The organism is Cupriavidus sp. SZY C1 (assembly GCF_032190535.1).
Lineage (GTDB): Bacteria > Pseudomonadota > Gammaproteobacteria > Burkholderiales > Burkholderiaceae > Cupriavidus > Cupriavidus pauculus_C.
Window position 1 is genome coordinate 91,217 of record NZ_JAUANU010000006.1, and the last position, 17,903, is coordinate 109,119.

The 17,903-nt window shown below is 69.3% G+C and carries 13 protein-coding genes and 2 riboswitches; of the genes, 7 read left to right on the forward strand and 6 right to left on the reverse strand.

Features of this window, described 5'->3' with window-relative positions; translation table 11 throughout:
* Nucleotides 1–86: 86 nt before the first annotated feature.
* A complete protein-coding gene (hemN, locus tag QTN24_RS11700) occupies nt 87–1,553 on the reverse strand; it encodes an oxygen-independent coproporphyrinogen III oxidase (RefSeq protein WP_313837213.1) in 1,467 nt (488 codons plus the stop codon).
* A gap of 264 nt (nt 1,554–1,817) precedes the next feature.
* Between hemN and QTN24_RS11705 the strand changes: the two genes are divergently transcribed.
* Nucleotides 1,818–2,990, forward strand: coding sequence for an ABC transporter substrate-binding protein (locus tag QTN24_RS11705; protein WP_313837215.1), 1,173 nt, complete (start codon nt 1,818–1,820; stop codon nt 2,988–2,990).
* Nucleotides 2,991–3,260: 270 nt separating this feature from the next.
* On the opposite strand, the gene QTN24_RS11710 is transcribed toward QTN24_RS11705, so the two are convergent.
* The 3 genes from QTN24_RS11710 to QTN24_RS11720 form a co-directional block, all read right to left on the reverse strand.
* Entirely contained in the window at nt 3,261–4,535 is a 1,275-nt protein-coding gene (locus QTN24_RS11710) for an ATP-binding protein (protein ID WP_313837217.1), read from the reverse strand.
* A gap of 4 nt (nt 4,536–4,539) precedes the next feature.
* A complete protein-coding gene (locus QTN24_RS11715) occupies nt 4,540–5,271 on the reverse strand; it encodes a response regulator (protein ID WP_124682929.1) in 732 nt (243 codons plus the stop codon).
* A gap of 350 nt (nt 5,272–5,621) precedes the next feature.
* Nucleotides 5,622–7,709 (reverse strand): UvrD-helicase domain-containing protein, encoded by a 2,088-nt coding sequence (locus tag QTN24_RS11720; RefSeq protein ID WP_313837220.1) that lies wholly within the window; start codon nt 7,707–7,709, stop codon nt 5,622–5,624.
* Nucleotides 7,710–7,986: 277 nt separating this feature from the next.
* On the opposite strand from QTN24_RS11720, the gene QTN24_RS11725 reads away from it, so the two are divergent.
* From QTN24_RS11725 to QTN24_RS11750, 6 genes are all read left to right on the forward strand, one after another.
* Nucleotides 7,987–8,211, forward strand: a complete 225-nt coding sequence (locus QTN24_RS11725) for a glycine zipper 2TM domain-containing protein (RefSeq protein ID WP_124682927.1) — start codon at nt 7,987–7,989, stop codon at nt 8,209–8,211.
* Between the two features lie 88 nt (nt 8,212–8,299).
* Nucleotides 8,300–8,387: riboswitch (glycine riboswitch) on the forward strand.
* 21 nt (nt 8,388–8,408) lie between these two features.
* A riboswitch (glycine riboswitch) is annotated at nt 8,409–8,542 on the forward strand.
* Nucleotides 8,543–8,604: 62 nt separating this feature from the next.
* Nucleotides 8,605–9,732, forward strand: a complete 1,128-nt coding sequence (gene gcvT, locus QTN24_RS11730; RefSeq protein ID WP_313837222.1) for a glycine cleavage system aminomethyltransferase GcvT — start codon at nt 8,605–8,607, stop codon at nt 9,730–9,732.
* A 113-nt stretch (nt 9,733–9,845) separates the two neighbouring features.
* Nucleotides 9,846–10,226 carry a glycine cleavage system protein GcvH gene (gene gcvH / locus QTN24_RS11735; protein WP_124682925.1) on the forward strand — a complete coding sequence of 127 codons (381 nt, stop codon included), beginning with the start codon at nt 9,846–9,848 and terminating at the stop codon, nt 10,224–10,226.
* 75 nt (nt 10,227–10,301) lie between these two features.
* On the forward strand, nt 10,302–13,226 hold the full coding sequence (gene gcvP, locus QTN24_RS11740) for an aminomethyl-transferring glycine dehydrogenase (RefSeq protein ID WP_313837225.1): 2,925 nt from the start codon (nt 10,302–10,304) through the stop codon (nt 13,224–13,226).
* A gap of 101 nt (nt 13,227–13,327) precedes the next feature.
* On the forward strand, nt 13,328–14,704 hold the full coding sequence (locus QTN24_RS11745) for an L-serine ammonia-lyase (RefSeq protein WP_313837227.1): 1,377 nt from the start codon (nt 13,328–13,330) through the stop codon (nt 14,702–14,704).
* A gap of 79 nt (nt 14,705–14,783) precedes the next feature.
* Complete coding sequence (locus QTN24_RS11750; protein ID WP_313837229.1) at nt 14,784–15,530, forward strand: MBL fold metallo-hydrolase; 747 nt, start codon at nt 14,784–14,786, stop codon at nt 15,528–15,530.
* A 12-nt stretch (nt 15,531–15,542) separates the two neighbouring features.
* On the opposite strand, the gene QTN24_RS11755 is transcribed toward QTN24_RS11750, so the two are convergent.
* Entirely contained in the window at nt 15,543–16,658 is a 1,116-nt protein-coding gene (locus QTN24_RS11755) for a YbdK family carboxylate-amine ligase (RefSeq protein ID WP_124682921.1), read from the reverse strand.
* On the reverse strand, nt 16,658–17,881 hold the full coding sequence (locus QTN24_RS11760) for a cation:proton antiporter (protein WP_172966016.1): 1,224 nt from the start codon (nt 17,879–17,881) through the stop codon (nt 16,658–16,660). The genes QTN24_RS11755 and QTN24_RS11760 overlap by 1 nt, the downstream gene beginning before the upstream one ends.
* Nucleotides 17,882–17,903: the final 22 nt, after the last annotated feature.

Here is a 17,903-nt window from a genome sequence, read left to right on the forward strand (position 1 = left end):
GCCGGCCGCTCCGGAACGAAAAAGCCCGCGATTCATCGCGGGCTTTTTGCTTGTGGGGCCGGACAGTCCTGGCCTGACGATCAGGCTCAGACCACGCGCGAGTAGCGCACCAGCGGAATCACCTTGCCATCGTTTGCCGCCGGGGCCGGCTGCGGCCGGGCCGCGTCCTCGCGCAGGTAGCGGTCGAACACCATTGCCACGCGGCGCACCAGCAGGCGGCCCAGCGGCGTGATCTCGATCCGTTCGGGGGTGCGGCGCACCAGGTGGTCGGCGGCCAGCGTGTCCAGGTCGGCCAGCTCGGCCGCGAACGTCGATGCGAAGTCGATGCCGTGCTCGGCCTCCACCATGGCGATGTCCAGCGTGCCGTTGCACATCAGCGCGCCGATGATCGCCTTGCGCAGGTGGTCGTCGGCGGTCATTTCCAGCCCGCGCACGATGGGCAGCCGGCCGGCATCGAGCGCGGCGTAGTAGGCATCGGTCGTGCGGGCGTTCTGGACATAGTGGCCCGCCACGGCGCCGATGGCCGACACGCCGAGCCCGATCTGGTCGTAGCCGGCATGGGTGGCATAGCCCTGGAAGTTGCGCTGCAGCCAGCCCTCGCGCTGGGCCACGGCCAGGTCGTCGTCGGGCAGCGCAAAGTGATCCATGCCGATGTAGACGTAGCCTGCGGCAGTCAACCGCTCGATGGTCGACACCAGGATGTCGAGCTTCTCGGCGGCCGGCGGCAGCGTCGCGGCGTCGATGCGGCGCTGCGGCTTGAACACGTGCGGCAGATGGGCGTAGCTGTAGACCGACAGCCGGTCGGGGCGCAGGTCGAGCACGCGGTCCACCGTGGCCGCAAAGCGTGCCGTGGTCTGGTGCGGCAGGCCGTAGATCAGGTCCACGCTGACCGACTGGAATCCCAGCCGCCGCGCGGCCAGCACGATGTTGCGCGTTTCCTCGTACGACTGCACGCGGTGCACGGCCTGCTGCACCTCGGGGTCGAAGTCCTGCACGCCCAGGCTGATCCGGTTGAAGCCGAGTTCGGCCAGCAGGTCCATCCGCGCGTCGGTCACGCGGCGCGGATCGATCTCGATCGAGTGTTCGCCCTCGGGCAGCAGGTCGAAGTGATCGCGCACCGCCGCCATGACGCGGCGCATCTCGTCCGGGTCCAGGAACGTCGGCGTACCCCCGCCCCAGTGCGACTGCATCACCGCGCGGCGCTGGCCGAGCCGGCCGGCCACCATCGCCATTTCGCGCGCCAGATAGTCGACGTACTGCGCGCTGCGGCTGTGATCCTTGGTGATGATCTTGTTGCAGCCGCAGTAGTAGCAGATGTTTTCGCAGAACGGGATGTGCAGGTAGAGCGAGAGCGGGGCCGGCGCGTTGGCGCGGCAGTCCTGCAGCGCGCGCAGGTAGCCGGCGTCGCCGATCTCGTTGTGGAAGCGGTCGGCGGTGGGGTAGGAGGTATAGCGGGGGCCGTTGCCGTCGATGCGGCCGGCCAGGCTGCGGAAATCGGCAAGCGCGCGGCGGTCGAAGGCGGTGCCGGCGACGTCGGGATTGGGGGCGGACATGGCAAAACTCTGGGTTCGCGTGGGGGGACAAACGATCCTATGCCTCGCCCGATCGCCAAACCTTGATGCCAATCAAGGTCACGGCAACCGTACGCCTGCCAGCCCCGCCGACGGGGGGCGCCAAGTCGGGTAAAAGTCACGGAAGCGTCATGAAGGGCCGATAGTCTCGCTTCCGGCCCGGTGCCGGCTCGCTTTATGGCGATGTCCGCCGGCCGCCATTGCACCGCCTTCGCACCCCCGCTCCACCGTCACTTGCCTACTGCCATGCGCCAAGCCTTGCCGCAGTCGATCCCCTCTTGCGCCCCCGCCCAGGCCGGCCGCCGCACCGCGCTGCGCACGCTGGGCGCGCTGGCGTCCGCCGCGATGGTGCCCGCGTTCGCGCAGCCGGCGGGCCCGGCGGTACGTCGCCAGCTGGTGGTGGCGCATCTGGTCGATCGCGCCGGGCCGCAGGCCGACCAGGCGCGCGACTACCTGGCCGGCGCCAAGGTCATGTTCGATGCCTGGAACGCCTCGCCCGGCGCCGGCGGTGGCCTGCGCATCGTCCACGTGGTGCGCGATGCCGACGCCGCGAACCCGCGCGGCGCGGCCGCACAGGCCGTGGCGCTGGCCGACAACGAGCGCGCCGAAGTGTTGTTCGGACCCGGAGACAGCCTGCTGCCGACGCTGGCGGGCGCATCCGAACTGACCCGGCGCGGCGTGCAGATCGTGGCGCCGCTGTCCGGGCTGGCGCTGTCCGCCGACAACGTCTGGTTCACGCGCGCCGACTATCAGTCCGAACTCGATGCGGCGGTCCGCCAGTTGCGCAGCTACGGGCTCGGCAGCATCGCGCTGGCCGTGTCGCCCGACTTCGCGGCCGGCACGCTCGGCACCGGCACGCCGTGGCTGGCGCGGCTGGAGAAGGACATGGGCACGCGGGCCGTCGCGCTGGACGGCAACCTCGACGACAGCGCGCGCCGCATCGCGGCGGCGCGGCCGGGCGCGGTAATCGTGGCCGGTGACACGCTGGCCTACGGCAGCCTGGGACGCGCGCTGGCGGCGCGCAACTGGTATGGCTTCCTGGTCGGGCTGTCGGCGGTAAGCCCGTCGGCCGCGCGCGAGATCCTGGGCAGCGGCTACGCCGGCGGCATGGTCGTGACGCAGATCGCGCCGGGACCGCAGGAATCGACGCTGCGCGTGGTGAAGGAACACGTGGCACGCATGAAGCAGTATCTCGACGAACCGCCCTCGCCCGCCACGCTGGCCGGCTACATCGGCGCGGCGTGGCTGGTCCGCGCCGCCGCCGGCATGAAGGCGCCCGGCACCGCCGAGCTGCGCCGCGCGCTGCAGGCCCGTATCGACGTCGGCGATTTCACGCTCGATTTCACGCGCGGGCTGCGCGGGTCGCAGTACGTGCAGCTTGCGGCCATCGGGAAAAGCGGGTTGCCGCAGCGGGCTTGAGGGGGCTGGATGCTGGTGGCTGGGTCCCCTCTCTCACGCGGTGGGATAGGGGTTGGGGTGAGGCATGGTGGTTGGATTTGCGACATGCGCATCTTGAGACGCCGGCCCTCTCCCCCGGCCCCTCTCCCGCAGGCGGGAGAGGGGAGCAAACCGACGCCGGCCCTCGTGCCGGACATCTCTCGCGCGGGCGGCAGCGGGGAGCAAACCGGCGCCGGCCCTCGTGCCGGACATTTCTCGCGCGGGCGGCAGCGGTGAGCAAACCCGCGCGGTTTATCCCCTGGGCAGCGTGATGCTGACGCGCAGGCCGCCTTCGGGGCGGTTGGACAGTTTCAGTTCGCCGCCGTGGCGCGCCACGATGTCGGCGGCGATCGCCAGGCCCATGCCGACGCCGCCCGTGGCGCGGCTGCGTGACGACTCCACGCGGTAGAACGGTTCCAGCACGCGCTGAAGTTCGGCGGGCGGGATGCCCGGGCCGTTGTCGCACACGTCGATGGTCACGCGCTCGGGGCTGTCGGCCAGCACGATGTGCGCGGCGCCGCCGTAGCGGTGCGCGTTCTCGACCAGGTTGACCACGGCGCGGCGCAGTTCCGCCGGGTACGCCAGCAGCGGCGCGGCCTCGCCGGAGAGCCGGACGTCCTGGCCGATCTCCTGCGCGTCGTCGACGACGGCCTGCAGCAGCGCCAGCACGTCCACGCGCTGGCGCGGACCGGTGGCGTCGTCGCGCTCGCGCAGGTAGTACAGCGTGGCGTCGATCAGCCCGTTCATCTCGGCCAGGTCCTGGCGCAGCCGGTAGCGCACGTCGTTGTCCTCGATCCGCTCGATGCGCAGGCTCATGCGCGTGAGCGGCGTGCGCAGGTCGTGCGACACGGCCGCCAGAAAGCGCGACTGCTGCGCGAGCTGCGTGCGGATGCGCTGCTGCATCAGGTTCAGCGCGTGCGTGGCGTCGCGGGCCTCGGCCGGGCCGGTGTCCTCGTCCAGCGGCGGCGCGTGTACGTCCTGCGCCAGCCGGTTGGCGCCGCTGGCAAGCTGCTGCACCGGCCGCGCCAGCAGGCGCGCGCCCACCCACGACGCGATCAGGATGGCGGCGAGCTGGAACAGCAGCCCCAGGTGCGGTGGCCAGATGCCGCGGATGTGGAAACCGTCGGGCCGGCCCTGGGGGCGGCCGCCGGGGCGTTCCATGAAGGCGTCCGGCCGCAGCGGCGGGCCATCGAAATCGAACGGTTCGTTGCCACGCATGCCCGGTGGCGGGCCGGCGGGATGGCCGGGCATGAACACGCCTTCGAGCGGACGCGCGGGCGGGCCGGACAGCAGCTTGCCGGCCACCTCGGCGTCGGACGCGGCGCGGCGCATCCGTTCCATGTAGCGCTCCGATCCCGGGCGCGGAAACACGCTCTCGATCACGGTCACGCCCAGCACGTGCACGGCCAGCATGATGGCCGTCATCACGAAGAACAGGCGCGTGAACATCGAGTTGAACCGGCGGCGGCGCACCGCTTGCGGGGGCGCTGCCGGGGCGCCGGCAGCGGGCGGGGGCGTTGCGGCCATGCGCTCAGTGTTCCACGTTGACCGTGAACACGTAGCCCTCGCCGCGCACGGTGCGGATCAGCGACGAATCGCGCGGGTCGTCGCGCAGCTTCTGGCGCAGCCGCGACACCAGCAGGTCGATGCTGCGGTCGAACACGTCCAGGTCACGCCCGCGCGCGTTGTTGATCAGCATCTCGCGGTCCAGCACGCGGTTCGGGTTCTCGATGAACGTCAGCAGCAGCCGGAATTCGGCGTTGGACAGCGGCACCACGGTTTCCTCGGCATCGACCAGTTGCCGCAGCGTGGTGTTCAGCCGCCAGCCGCCGAACCGCATCTCGTGGCCCGCGGCGGCGGCCGGCGCGCGGCGCGTCTCGCCCCGGCTGCGGCGCAGCACCGTGTGGATGCGCGCCACCAGCTCGCGCATTTCGAACGGCTTGGTCACGTAGTCGTCGGCGCCCACTTCCAGGCCCACCACGCGGTCGGCCAGCTCGGCGCGGGCGGTCAGCATGATCACGGGCAGGTCGCTCTGCTCGCGGATCTCGCGGCACAGCGTCAGGCCGTTTTCGCCGGGCAGCGACAGGTCCAGGATGACCAGGTCGTACGTCTGCCGCCCCAGCGCCGCGCGCATGGCCGCGCCGCCTTCCACGCCCTCCGCCTCCATGCCGAACGTGGCCAGGTATTCGGCCAGCATGGAACGGATCTGGGGATCGTCATCGACGATCAGCAGACGGGTGGGCAGGTTCAGCGACAGGTCCATGGCAAACGGGGAAAGCGGGAAACGGGAGGGTGGAACGCGGGAAATCCGAGCGGCCAATGTACCAGCCGCGAGATTACAGGCGATGCCCGCTTTGTATCAGCGCCGATACGTGCGGCATGCGGCACCTGGGGGCCGCCATCGACGATGATCGACGCCGGGTGCCGAAAAATACGCTCCCGGTGCTGCCGCAGCCGGGAGCGTTCAACAGGGAAGAAGCCGGGCTCGCATGCGCCCAGCCACACCGCAACCGAAGGGCTGGCGCGGCGTGTCGGAGAAACGCCGAGACGTTTCCACGCGATGTCCATCGTAGTGAGACGACCCGGCCGAATCTTGTCGGCCTTGTATCAGCGTCAGCCGGCGGCGGGCTTGTTGAGCAGCGCCTTCAGGCCGGCCAGCCGGTCCTTGGGGCTCATGGCCGGCATGGCGTCCTGCGGCGCCGGGGCTTCTTCCAGCTTCATCTCGGCGATGAAGCGCGACGGCTCGACCGAGTAGGTCTCCCGCGCGCGCTTGCGCTTCTTGCACCAACTGATCTGCAGGCTGCGCTGTGCGCGCGTGATGCCCACGTACATCAGCCGGCGCTCTTCCTCGATCTTGTCGTCGCCCAGGTCCTCGTCCTCGCGCGTGTGGGGCAGGATGCCCTCTTCCACGCCCACCAGGAACACGTGCGGGTATTCCAGCCCCTTCGAGGCGTGCAGCGTGGACAGCCGCACGGCGTCCGGGTCCTCCTCGCGGCCTTCGAGCATGCTCATCAGCGCCACGGTCTGCGTCAGTTCCAGCAGGTTCTTGCCCTCGTCGCCAAAGCCGTCGGCGTTGTCGAAGCCGGTGGCCTCGCCCTCGCCTTCCGGCTCGGGCCGGGTGCCCTTGCGCTTGAGCCAGTCCAGGAATTCCAGCGTGTTGGTCCAGCGTGACTGCGCCTGGCGTTCGTCGAAGGTGTCGTACAGGTACGCCTCGTAGTGGATGCCTTCCATCAGGTCGTCCAGCACCACGGTGGCGGGGTCGCGCGCGGCGCGGTCGGCCAGCCGCACCATCGACTCGCAGAACACGCGCAGCGGCTCAAGCTGGCGCGGCTGCAGCTTTGCCTCGATGCCGCCCATCATCGCCGCCTCGAACAGCGACACCTTGGCCTGGCCCGCGAACGTGCCCAGCACCTCCAGCGTGGTATTGCCCACGCCCCGGCGCGGCGTGGTGATGGCGCGGATAAACGCCGGGTCGTCGTCCGGATTGGCAATCAGCCGCAGGTACGCGCAGATGTCCTTGATCTCGGCCTTGTCGAAGAAGCTCTGGCCGCCCGACAGCACGTACGGAATCCGCTCGCGCCGCAGGATCTGCTCGAACAGCCGTGCCTGGTGGTTGCCGCGGTACAGGATCGCGTAGTCGCGGAACTGCGCGCGGCGCTCGAACTTGTGGGCCGACAGCCGGAACACCACGGACTCGGCCTCGTGCTCCTCGTCGTTCATGGGATGCACCGCGATCGGATCGCCCATGCCGTGCTCGGACCAGAGCTTCTTGTCGAACAGCTTGGGGTTGTTGGCGATGACCGCGTTGGCCGCTTCCAGGATGCGCACCGTCGAGCGGTAGTTCTGTTCGAGCTTGACGACCTTGAGGTCCGGGAAATCCGTTTGCAGCAGGCGCAGGTTGTCGAGCGTGGCGCCGCGCCAGCCGTAGATGGCCTGGTCGTCGTCGCCCACAGCCGTGAACGCCGGCGCGCGCAGGTGCGAGCCTCCGGCCAGCAGCTTGAGCAACTGGTACTGGCACGCGTTGGTGTCCTGGTACTCGTCGACCAGGAAGTAGCGCAGCCGGTTCTGCCACTTCAGCCGCACGGCCTCGTCGCGGGCGAACAGTTCGGCCGGCAGCCGGATCAGGTCGTCGAAATCCACGGCCTGGTAGGCGTGCAGCGTGGCCACGTAGTTGCGGTAGACCATGGCGGCCTGGTGCTGGTCGGCATCGGCGGCCTGGGCCAGCGCGGTCTCGGGGTCGACCATGCCGTTCTTCCAGAGCGAGATCGCGTTCTGCACGCTGCGGATCAGCTTCTTGTCGGTGGTGCCCAGCTGTTCCTGGACCAGCCCGAAACAGTCGTCCGAATCCATGATCGAGAACTGTGGCTTCAGCCCCACGTGCTCGGCTTCCATGCGCAGAATTTGCACGCCGAGCGAGTGAAACGTACAAACCGTGAGCTGCTTGAGTGGAATGCGCTTCCCTTCGCGCGTGGTCTTGCCCTCCATGAGCTTGGCAATGCGCTCCTGCATTTCCTTGGCCGCCTTGTTCGTGAACGTGACGGCGGCAATGTGACGCGGCTCGAACCCCTTGTCCTCGATCAGGTGGGCGATCTTCTGCGTGATCACGCGCGTCTTGCCCGATCCGGCGCCCGCCAGCACAAGGCAGGGGCCGTCCAGGTAGCGAACCGCTTCGGATTGCGCGGCGTTGAGTCCGTGGGTCATGGGCAGGGGGGAAAACGGGTGCGGCCGGGATGGCGCAAGGCGCACGTGCGGGCCGGGCGCGAAAGGCGTCGATGTTAACACGCGGGCCGGTGTCGGGCGGCGTCCGACAAGAGGCGTTTCAGGCTGGTAACAATCGTAAAGCGGGGGCACCCGCGGCATGGAGATTGCCTCTTACCGTGCACGACCGCGCGGGTTTTGCGCCAGGCGCGACCGGCTCGGGAGACCAGGCCAACGGCCATCGCAACCATGACAATCCATTGAAAAGAAGGAGCCCATCATGAAGACGCTTCGCACCATTTCCAAGGTCGTGCTGATCGGTGCCACGCTGGCAGGTTTCGCCGGCTGCGCGGACATGACCCCGAAACAACGTAATACGGCCATCGGCGCGGGTGCCGGTGCGCTGGGCGGCGCCGTGCTGACCGACGGCAGCGCGCTGGGCACGCTGGGCGGCGCGGCCGTCGGCGGCGTGGTCGGTAACGTCGTGACCAAGGACCGCCGCTGATCTTGCCGGCCTGGGGGAAGACCGGGCTGCCCGCGCAAAGGCGCCGCCGGCGCGTTTGACAAAGGCAGACCGGTCCCGTACATTCTCGCGCATCCGGCCGGGAGAGCGCGCAGCGACTGCGCCGCCGAAGGGGAACTACCCAAAAACTCTCAGGCACCATGGACCGACCGGATCGGCATGCAACATGCACACGATGCATGCCGCACTCTGGAGAGCGACATCCGCCGCGGCACAGGCCGGGCGAGCATGTCCACCGAAGGGGCGCACGACGCCGGCGCACGCAAGCGCCAGGCTTCGTAATCTCTCAGGTATCGAGGACAGAGGGGTCATCGCCGTGACACGGGTCACGGCGATGACCCTTTTTTCGTTTTCGAACCGCCCCGAGGGAACTCCATGACGCTTCAGGCCACGCCTCTCAACGCTATCCACCGCGCCCTCGGCGCCCGCATGGTCGACTTCGGCGGCTGGGACATGCCGGTCAACTACGGCTCGCAGATCGAGGAACACCACGCCGTGCGCGCCGACGCCGGCATGTTCGACGTCTCCCACATGTGCGTGGTCGATCTCCACGGCGCCCAGACCCGCGCCTTCCTGCGCGGCCTGCTGGCCAACAACGTCGACAAGCTCCAGACCCCGGGCAAGGCGCTTTACTCGTGCATGCTCGACGAAAAAGGCGGCGTGATCGACGACCTGATCGTCTACTTCTTTGCCGAGGACCATTTCCGCCTGGTGGTGAACGCCAGCACGGCGCTGGGCGACATCGAATGGATCCAGCAGCGCAACGCGGCCACCGGCAGCGACGTGACGATCACGCCGCGCCGGGGCGACGTGGCGCCGGACGGCGCCGGCAAGCTGGCCATCGTGGCCGTCCAGGGCCCGAACGCGCGCGCCAAGGTCTACCAGGCCTTCCCGTCCACGCAGCCGGCCGACGCGCTCAAGCCGTTCAACGCGCTGGTGGTGCAGGACCCCGAGATGGGCGAGCTGATGGTGGCCCGCACCGGCTACACCGGCGAGGACGGCTTCGAGCTGGTGGTGCCGGCCGAGAACGTCGCCGGCATCTGGGAAAAGCTGTCCGCCGCCGGCGTGCGCCCGGCCGGCCTGGGCGCGCGCGACACGCTGCGCCTGGAAGCCGGCATGAACCTGTACGGCCAGGACATGGACATCCACACCTCGCCGCTGGACGCCGGGCTGGCCTGGACGGTCGACCTGCAGAGCGAGCGCGACTTCGTCGGCAAGTCGGCCCTGGTGGCCGGGGGCCAGAAGCAGACCTTCGCGGGCCTGATCCTGCGCGACAAGGGCGGCGTGCTGCGCGCGCACCAGAAGGTCGTCACGCCCGCCGGCGACGGCGAGATCACCAGCGGCACCTTCAGCCCGAGCCTGCAGCAGTCCATCGCCTTCGCGCGGCTGCCGAAGGACGTGGCGCCCGGCACCGACGTCCAGGTCGAGATCCGCGACCGCAAACTGACCGCGACTGTGGTTAAACTGCCGTTTGTGCGCAATGGCAAGGCACTCGTGAGCTGAGGCATCGCCCGGCTTCACCCAACGGTCGCCCCTTCCACCCGTCCGCGTCGAGCCCAACCTGCTGCGGGCCGGGTGATTGAAACAAGAAACACACTGCATTGACGGAGAACCTCATGAACTTCCCCGCTGACCTGAAGTACACCGAGTCGCACGAATGGGTGCGCGTCGAGTCCGACGGCACGCTGACGATCGGCATTACCGACCACGCGCAGGACGCGCTGGGCGACATCGTCTTCCTGGAACTGCCCGAGGTGGGCAAGTCGGTTGGTGCTGGCGACGCGCTGGCCGTGGTGGAGTCCGTGAAGGCGGCCTCCGACATCTACGCCCCGGTGGCCGGCGAGGTGGTGGCCGTGAACGACGCCGCCTCGGCCTCGCCGGAATCGGTCAACGCCAACGCGTTCGACGCGTGGCTGTTCAAGATCAAGCCGGCCAACGGCGACGACGTGAACGGCCTGATGGACGCCGACGCCTACAAGGCCAGCGTCGGCGCCTGAGCCCGCCCGTTTGATGCCGCGCGCGGCGCGCCGGGCTGACCACCCGGGCGCCGCCCGCTCCTCGAGATCCTTGCCATGAATGCCCCGCTTCCCATGAACGCAGCCGCCCAAGCCCGGCCCACGCTGGCCGAACTGGAGGCGCGCGACGCCTTCGCCGCCCGCCACATCGGCCCCGATTCCGCCGAACAGCAGCACATGCTCAAGGTACTGGGCTTCGACAGCCGCGCCGCGCTGATCGACGCCGTGGTGCCCGCCGCCATCCGCCGCCGCGACGGCATGCCGCTGGGCGAATTCACCGCCCCGCTGACCGAGGAAGCCGCGCTGGCGCGCCTGCGCGGCCTGGCGGCCAAGAACCGGGTGCTCAAGAGCTTCATCGGCCAGGGTTACTACAACACGCTGACGCCGGGCGTGGTGCTGCGCAACGTCTTCGAGAATCCCGCCTGGTACACGGCCTACACGCCATACCAGCCCGAGATCTCCCAGGGCCGCCTGGAAGCGATGCTGAACTTCCAGCAGATGGTGACGGACCTGACCGGGCTGGACATCGCCAATGCGTCGATGCTGGACGAAGGCACGGCCGCCGCCGAGGCCATGACGCTGCTGCAGCGCGTGAACAAGCATGCGTCGAACACGTTCTACGTGGCCGACGACGTGCTGCCGCAGACGCTGGAAGTGGTGCGCACGCGCGCGCTGCCGATGGGCATCGAGGTCAAGGTCGGCCCCGCCGCCGACGCCGCGCAGGCCCACGCCTTCGGCGTGCTGCTGCAGTACCCCGGCGTCAACGGCGACGTGTCGGACTACCGCGCGATTGCCGACGCCGTGCACGCCGCCGGCGGCCTGGTGGTGGCCGCGGCCGACCTGCTGGCGCTGACGCTGATCGCCGCGCCGGGCGAATGGGGCGCCGACGTGGCCGTCGGCAACTCGCAGCGCTTTGGCGTGCCGCTCGGCTTTGGCGGCCCGCACGCCGGCTACATGGCCGTGCGCGACGACTTCAAGCGCTCGATGCCGGGCCGGCTCGTGGGCGTGACCATCGACGCGCAGGGCAACCGGGCGTACCGCCTGGCGCTGCAGACGCGCGAGCAGCACATCCGCCGCGAGAAGGCCACGTCGAACATCTGTACCGCCCAGGCGCTGCTGGCCGTGATGGCGTCGATGTACGCGGTCTACCACGGCCCGCAGGGCCTGAAGCGGATTGCCCAGCGCGTGCACCGCCTGACCGCCACGCTGGCCGCCGGCCTGCAGGCGCTGGGCCTGCCGCCGGTCAACGCCACGTTCTTCGACACCCTCACGCTCGAAACCGGCTTCAACACCGACGCCTTCCACGCCACGGCCACGCAGCGCGGCATCAACCTGCGCCATGCCGGCGCCACGCGCATCGGCATCTCGCTGGACGAGACCGCGTCGCGCGAGGACGTGGTCACGCTGTGGGAAATCTTCGCGCACGGCAAGCCGGTGCCCGACTTCGACCACATCGAGGCGCAGGTGGGCGACGGCTTTCCGGCCGCGCTGGCCCGCCAGAGCGACTACCTGACGCACCCGGTGTTCAACACGCACCACGCCGAGCACGAAATGCTGCGCTACCTGCGCTCGCTGGCCGACAAGGACCTGGCGCTGGACCGGACGATGATCCCGCTGGGCTCCTGCACGATGAAGCTGAACGCCACCAGCGAGATGATCCCGGTGACGTGGCCCGAGTTCAGCAACATCCACCCGTTCGCGCCGCTGGACCAGACCGTGGGCTACCGCGAGATGATCGACCAGCTCGAAGCCATGCTCTGCGCGGCCACCGGCTACGCGGCGGTCAGCCTGCAGCCGAACGCCGGGTCGCAGGGCGAGTACGCCGGCCTGCTGATCATCCAGGCCTACCATGCCAGCCGGGGCGAGAGCCATCGGAACATCTGCCTGATCCCGTCGTCGGCGCACGGCACGAACCCCGCGTCGGCGCAGATGGCCGGCATGCGGGTCGTGGTGGTGGCCTGCGACGAGAACGGCAACGTCGACCTGGACGACCTGGCGAAGAAGGCCGAGGCGCACAGCCAGAACCTGGCGGCGATCATGATCACGTACCCGTCCACGCACGGCGTGTTCGAGCCGGGCGTGCAGCAGATCTGCGACATCGTGCACAGGCACGGCGGCCAGGTCTACGTGGACGGCGCCAACATGAACGCGATGGTAGGCGTGGCCGCGCCGGGCCAGTTCGGCGGCGACGTGTCGCACCTGAACCTGCACAAGACCTTCTGCATCCCGCACGGCGGCGGCGGCCCGGGCGTGGGCCCGGTGGCGGTGGGCCCGCACCTGGCGGACTTCCTGCCGAACCAGGACAGCGTGGGCTATCGCCGCGACGACAACGGCATCGGCGGCATCTCGGCCGCGCCGTTCGGCTCGGCCAGCATCCTGCCGATCTCGTGGATGTACATCGCGATGATGGGCTCGGCCGGCCTGACCGCGGCCACCGAGAACGCGATCCTGACGGCCAACTACGTCGCCCGGCGCCTGTCGCCGCACTACCCGGTGCTGTACGCGGGCCAGGGCGGGCTGGTGGCGCACGAGTGCATCCTGGACCTGCGGCCGCTGCAGAAGAGCACCGGCATCACCAACGAGGACGTGGCCAAGCGGCTGATGGACTACGGCTTCCACGCGCCGACCATGAGCTTCCCGGTGCCGGGCACGCTGATGATCGAGCCGACCGAGAGCGAGGCGCTGGCCGAGCTGGACCGCTTCATCGACGCGATGATCGCCATCCGTGGCGAGATCGCCCGCGTGGAGGACGGCAGCTTCGACCGCGAGGACAACCCGCTGCGGCACGCGCCGCACACGGCCGCCGTGGTGGTGGGCAACGAGTGGACCCACAAGTACACCCGCGAGGAAGCGGCGTACCCGGTGGCGTCGCTGCGCACGCAGAAGTACTGGCCGCCGGTTGGCCGTGCCGACAACGTCTACGGCGACCGCAACCTGTTCTGCTCGTGCGTGCCGATGAGCGAGTACGCTGAAGGGGAATAAGCCCTTCAGCGAGCACCCGTTCCCTGCGTCACGCATCCGCCCCGCCGGGCGGTTCTGGCGGCGTGCCATGGGGCACGCCGTCTTTGCATCTGGAGTCAGCCGTGGCAGTCAGCGTTTTCGATCTGTTCAAGGTGGGTATCGGCCCGTCGAGCTCACATACCGTCGGCCCGATGCGTGCCGCCCTGATGTTCGCGCACGGCCTGGAGCGGGACGGCCTGCTGCCGAAGGTGGCCAGCGTGCGCGTGGAGCTGTATGGGTCCCTGGGCGCCACGGGCAAGGGCCACGGCACCGACAAGGGCGTGATCCTGGGGCTGATGGGCGAGGCGCCCGACACCGTCGATCCCGACACCATCGACGCCCGGCTGGCCGCGCTGCGCGCGAGCCGGACGCTGTCGCTGCTGGGCCGGCACGCGGTGCCGTTCGTCGAGCGCGAGCACGTGGCGTTCTACCGCCGCGAGGCGATGGCCGAGCATCCCAACGGCATGAAATTCCACGCCTACGACGCGGACGGCACGCCGGTGCGCGAGGCGCGCTACCTGTCGGTCGGCGGCGGCTTCGTGGTCACGGCCGGCGCCCCGAACACGCAGGTGCTGGCGGCCGAGAAGCAGTTGCCGCACCCGTTCCGCAGCGGCCGGGCGATGCTGGACATGGCGCACGGCAGCGGCAAGTCGATCGCGCGGCTCATGCTGGAGAACGAGCTGACGTGGCGCACCGAGAGCGAGGTGGTCGACGGCCTGCTGCACATCTGGGACGTCATGCAGCAATGCGTGGCGCGCGGCTGCCGCACCGAGGGCGAGCTGCCCGGGCCGTTCAAGGTCAAGCGGCGCGCGCCGGAGCTGTACCGCAACCTGACCCAGCGCGCCGAGCGGACGCTGTCAGACCCGCTGTCGGTCATGGACTGGGTCAACCTCTACGCGATGGCCGTCAACGAGGAAAACGCCGCCGGCGGGCGCGTGGTGACGGCGCCGACCAACGGCGCGGCGGGCATCATCCCGGCCGTGCTGCACTATTACGACCGCTTTGTGCCGGGCGCGAACCGCGCGGGGGTGGTCGACTTCCTGCTGACGGCCGGCGCCATCGGCCTGCTCTACAAGCTCAATGCGTCGATCTCGGGCGCCGAGGTGGGCTGCCAGGGCGAGGTGGGCGTGGCGTGCTCGATGGCGGCCGGCGCGCTGGCCGCCGTGCTGGGCGGCACGCCCGGGCAGGTCGAGAACGCCGCCGAGATCGGCATGGAGCACAACCTGGGCCTGACCTGCGACCCGGTGGGCGGGCTGGTGCAGATTCCGTGCATCGAGCGCAACGCCATGGCATCGGTCAAGGCGGTCAACGCGGCCCGCATGGCGCTGCGAGGCGACGGTACGCACTACGTGTCGCTGGACTCGGTCATCAAGACGATGCGCGAGACCGGTGCCGACATGAAGACCAAGTACAAGGAGACGGCGCGCGGCGGACTGGCCGTCAATATCGTCGAGTGCTGACGCGCCGTGCGCGGCTTGCCGGCCCGCGCCGGCGACGTATGATGGAAGCACTTTTCCGGTTTGCCAGAAAAACACCGCCATGCAGACCTTTCACCAGCTGTTCGACGATGTCTCGTCCACGTTCACCTACCTGCTGATGGACGCCGCCACGCGCGACGCGCTGCTGATCGACCCGGTGGACCGGCAGTCCGCGCGCGACCTGGCGGTGCTGGAGCAGGCGGGCGCCCGGCTGGTCTGGATCGTGGAAACGCACGCCCACGCCGACCACATCACCTCGGCCGGCCATCTGGCCCGGTTGACCGGCGCCGGCACGGCCGCCCCGGCCGGCTGCGACATCAAGCCCGCGCTGAAGCAGTTGATCGACGGCGACACGCTGGCCTTCGGTACCCAGGTGCTGCGCGCGATCCACACACCCGGCCACACGGCGGGCAGCATGAGCTATCTGTGGGAAGAAACCACGGCGGAAGGCACCACGCGCCGCATCTTTACCGGCGACGCGCTGCTGATCGACGGCTGCGGCCGTACCGACTTCCAGTCCGGCGATGCCGGCACGCTGTTCGACAGCCTGACGCAGAAGCTTTTCCGGCTGCCGGACGACACGCGCGTCTATCCGGCCCACGACTACAAGGGCCAGACCGAATCGACCATCGGGCGCGAACGCGCCACCAACAGCCGCGTTGCCGGGCGCACCCGCGACGAGTTCATCACGATGATGCGCGGCCTGAACCTGCCGCGTCCAAAGCTGATCGACGTCGCCGTGCCGGCGAACCAGCAGCTTGGGCTGGTGACCGGCCGGGACGGGGAAAGCGTGCCGCACGGGGCCTGACGCACCGCGCGGCTACGACTCCCACTGCTCGCAGGTCCGCCGCACCGTGTCGCGCAGGCTGTGCGCCTCGTCGTTGACGGTGCGCACCATGCGCGCGTCGTTGTCGCGCGCCGCCGCCTGGGCGCGGATGTTCGCCAGCGCCTGGAGCGACCCCAGCGCCTCGGCGTGCGGCTCCAGCGCGTCGCAGATCGACAGGATATGGTCAGCAATCGGCATCCGCGTCAGCTCGTTGGGATGCACGTACTCGCCCTCCAGCCCGAAGCGGCACGCCTGGAAGCGGTTGAATGTGTACACGAGGTAGTCGTCTTCCTGGGGCATGAACGGCCGCGACAGCAGCAGGTAGCGGGCCAGCGCCTGGATATAGGCGGCGATGTCGCAGGCGCGCTGCACCGTCAGCGGCGTGTCCATCACGCGCACCTCGATCGTGCCGAACTCCGGCTTGGGACGGATATCCCAGTAGAAGTCCTTCATGCTCTCGATCACGCCCGTGGCGTGCATCTTGTCGAAGTACGCCCGGAAGCCCTCCCACGTCAGCACATGCGGCGCCCGGCCGCTCATCGGGAATGCGGCCACCGAATTGAGCCGCGCCGAGGCAAACCCGGTGTCCACGCCCTGCACGTACGGCGACGACGCGGCCAGCGCGATGAAGTGCGGCACGTAGCGGCCAATGGCGTGCAGCAGGAACAGCGACTCGTCGGCGCTGGGGCAGCCGATATGCACGTGCTGGCCGAACACCGTGAACTGCTTGGCCAGGTAGCCGTAGAGCTCCGAAATGTACTGGTAGCGCGGCGAGTCGGAGATCGTCCGCTCGGACCACACCTGGAACGGGTGGGTGCCGCCCCCGCAGATGCCCAGGTTCAGGCCGCGCGACGCATTGACCATCAGGTCGCGCATCACGGTCAGCTCCTCCAGCGCCTGCGCGTAGTCCCGGCAGATGCCGGTGCTGATCTCGATCATCGACGGGCTGATTTCCGGCTTGATATCGCCGGCGTGCTGGGCGCCCTTCAGCGCCCGGATCAGGTCGGGCGCGAACGGCGCCAGGTCGTAGTCATGACGATTGACGAGCTGCAGTTCCAGCTCGACGCCGAAGGTCAGTGCCTCGGAATGCTTGAACGGTTCGAGCGACATCAGCGCCCTCCTCCATTGACCCGTGCCTCGCCCGCGTACCGCAGCGCCCACGCGGCGATGATGGGCCCCAGCAGCTGCTCGATCGCCAGCGCGCACAGGATGATCGATGCCAGCGGCGCGCCCGTGCCCGGATACAGGCGGGCGACGTCGCTCATCAGAAGATAAGCCAGCCCCGACATTGGCGCCAGCGCCAGGCCCAGCGCCATGCACTGGCGCAGGCTCAGGCCCGAGAACGAACCCAGCGACACCACGCCGGCCAGCTTGGCCACGTGGCGGAAGAACACCAGCGCCACGGCCAGCGTGCCGCCGATGACCCAGTCCTTCGCGGTCAGCGGCAGGCCCAGCGACACCACCATCACGATGATCAGCAGGCTGCCGGCGCTGCCGAAGTGCGTGGGCCAGACATGCGGCTGGCGGTCCTGGTGCTTGAACACGATGCCCGCCAGCATCAGCGTCAGCGGCATCGACAGCTTCAGCACGCGCGTCAGCGCCAGCGTGAACAGCACCAGCCCCACCAGCACCAGGAAGCTGTAGTGATCGTCAGCCGACATCCGGGCGTAGATCGCATGGCCCACCTTGCCCACCACCCACGCCAGCAGGCTCGACCCCACCAGCAGGTACAGCGGATGGAGCAGCGCGGCGCCGATGTTGCCGTATTCCGAATGAAGCCAGCCCGTGGCCACCTGGACGATCGCCGCGGCATAGATCGAGTTCAGCGCGGCCATCGCCAGCAGCCGCTCGGTCACCTGGCCATCCGCCCGAAGCTCGTTCTTGAGCTGCAGCACGATGGTCGGCGACGTGCTGACCGCGATACCGCCGGCCAGGATCGCCACGCCAGGCGAGGCGCCCAGCCATTGCAGCACCGTGGACACCAGGCCCCAGGTCAGCAGGCTTTCCGCCGCGCTGGTGATCAGCAGCCACGGGTTGGCCCGCAGCCACGACAGCGACACCCGATGCCCGAGCTCGAACAGCGCCAGGGCCAGCGCCATGTCGATCAGCACGCGCGTCTGCGCAATCATGTTGTCGTCGACGATGCTGCGGCCGAGCATGCCGGCAAACAGCCCTACCACCGCGTAGCCGACGATACGCGGGCACCCCAGCCAGCGGCGGCAGACCTCTCCGGCCAGACCCGCGCCAACCAGCGCAAGGCCCACCCAGAACAGTCCGCCCGGCGCCAGCGGCAGGGAGGGGAAAAGTTGGCTCAATCCGTTCATGCGCGACATGGTAACGGAAGGACACGTCGGG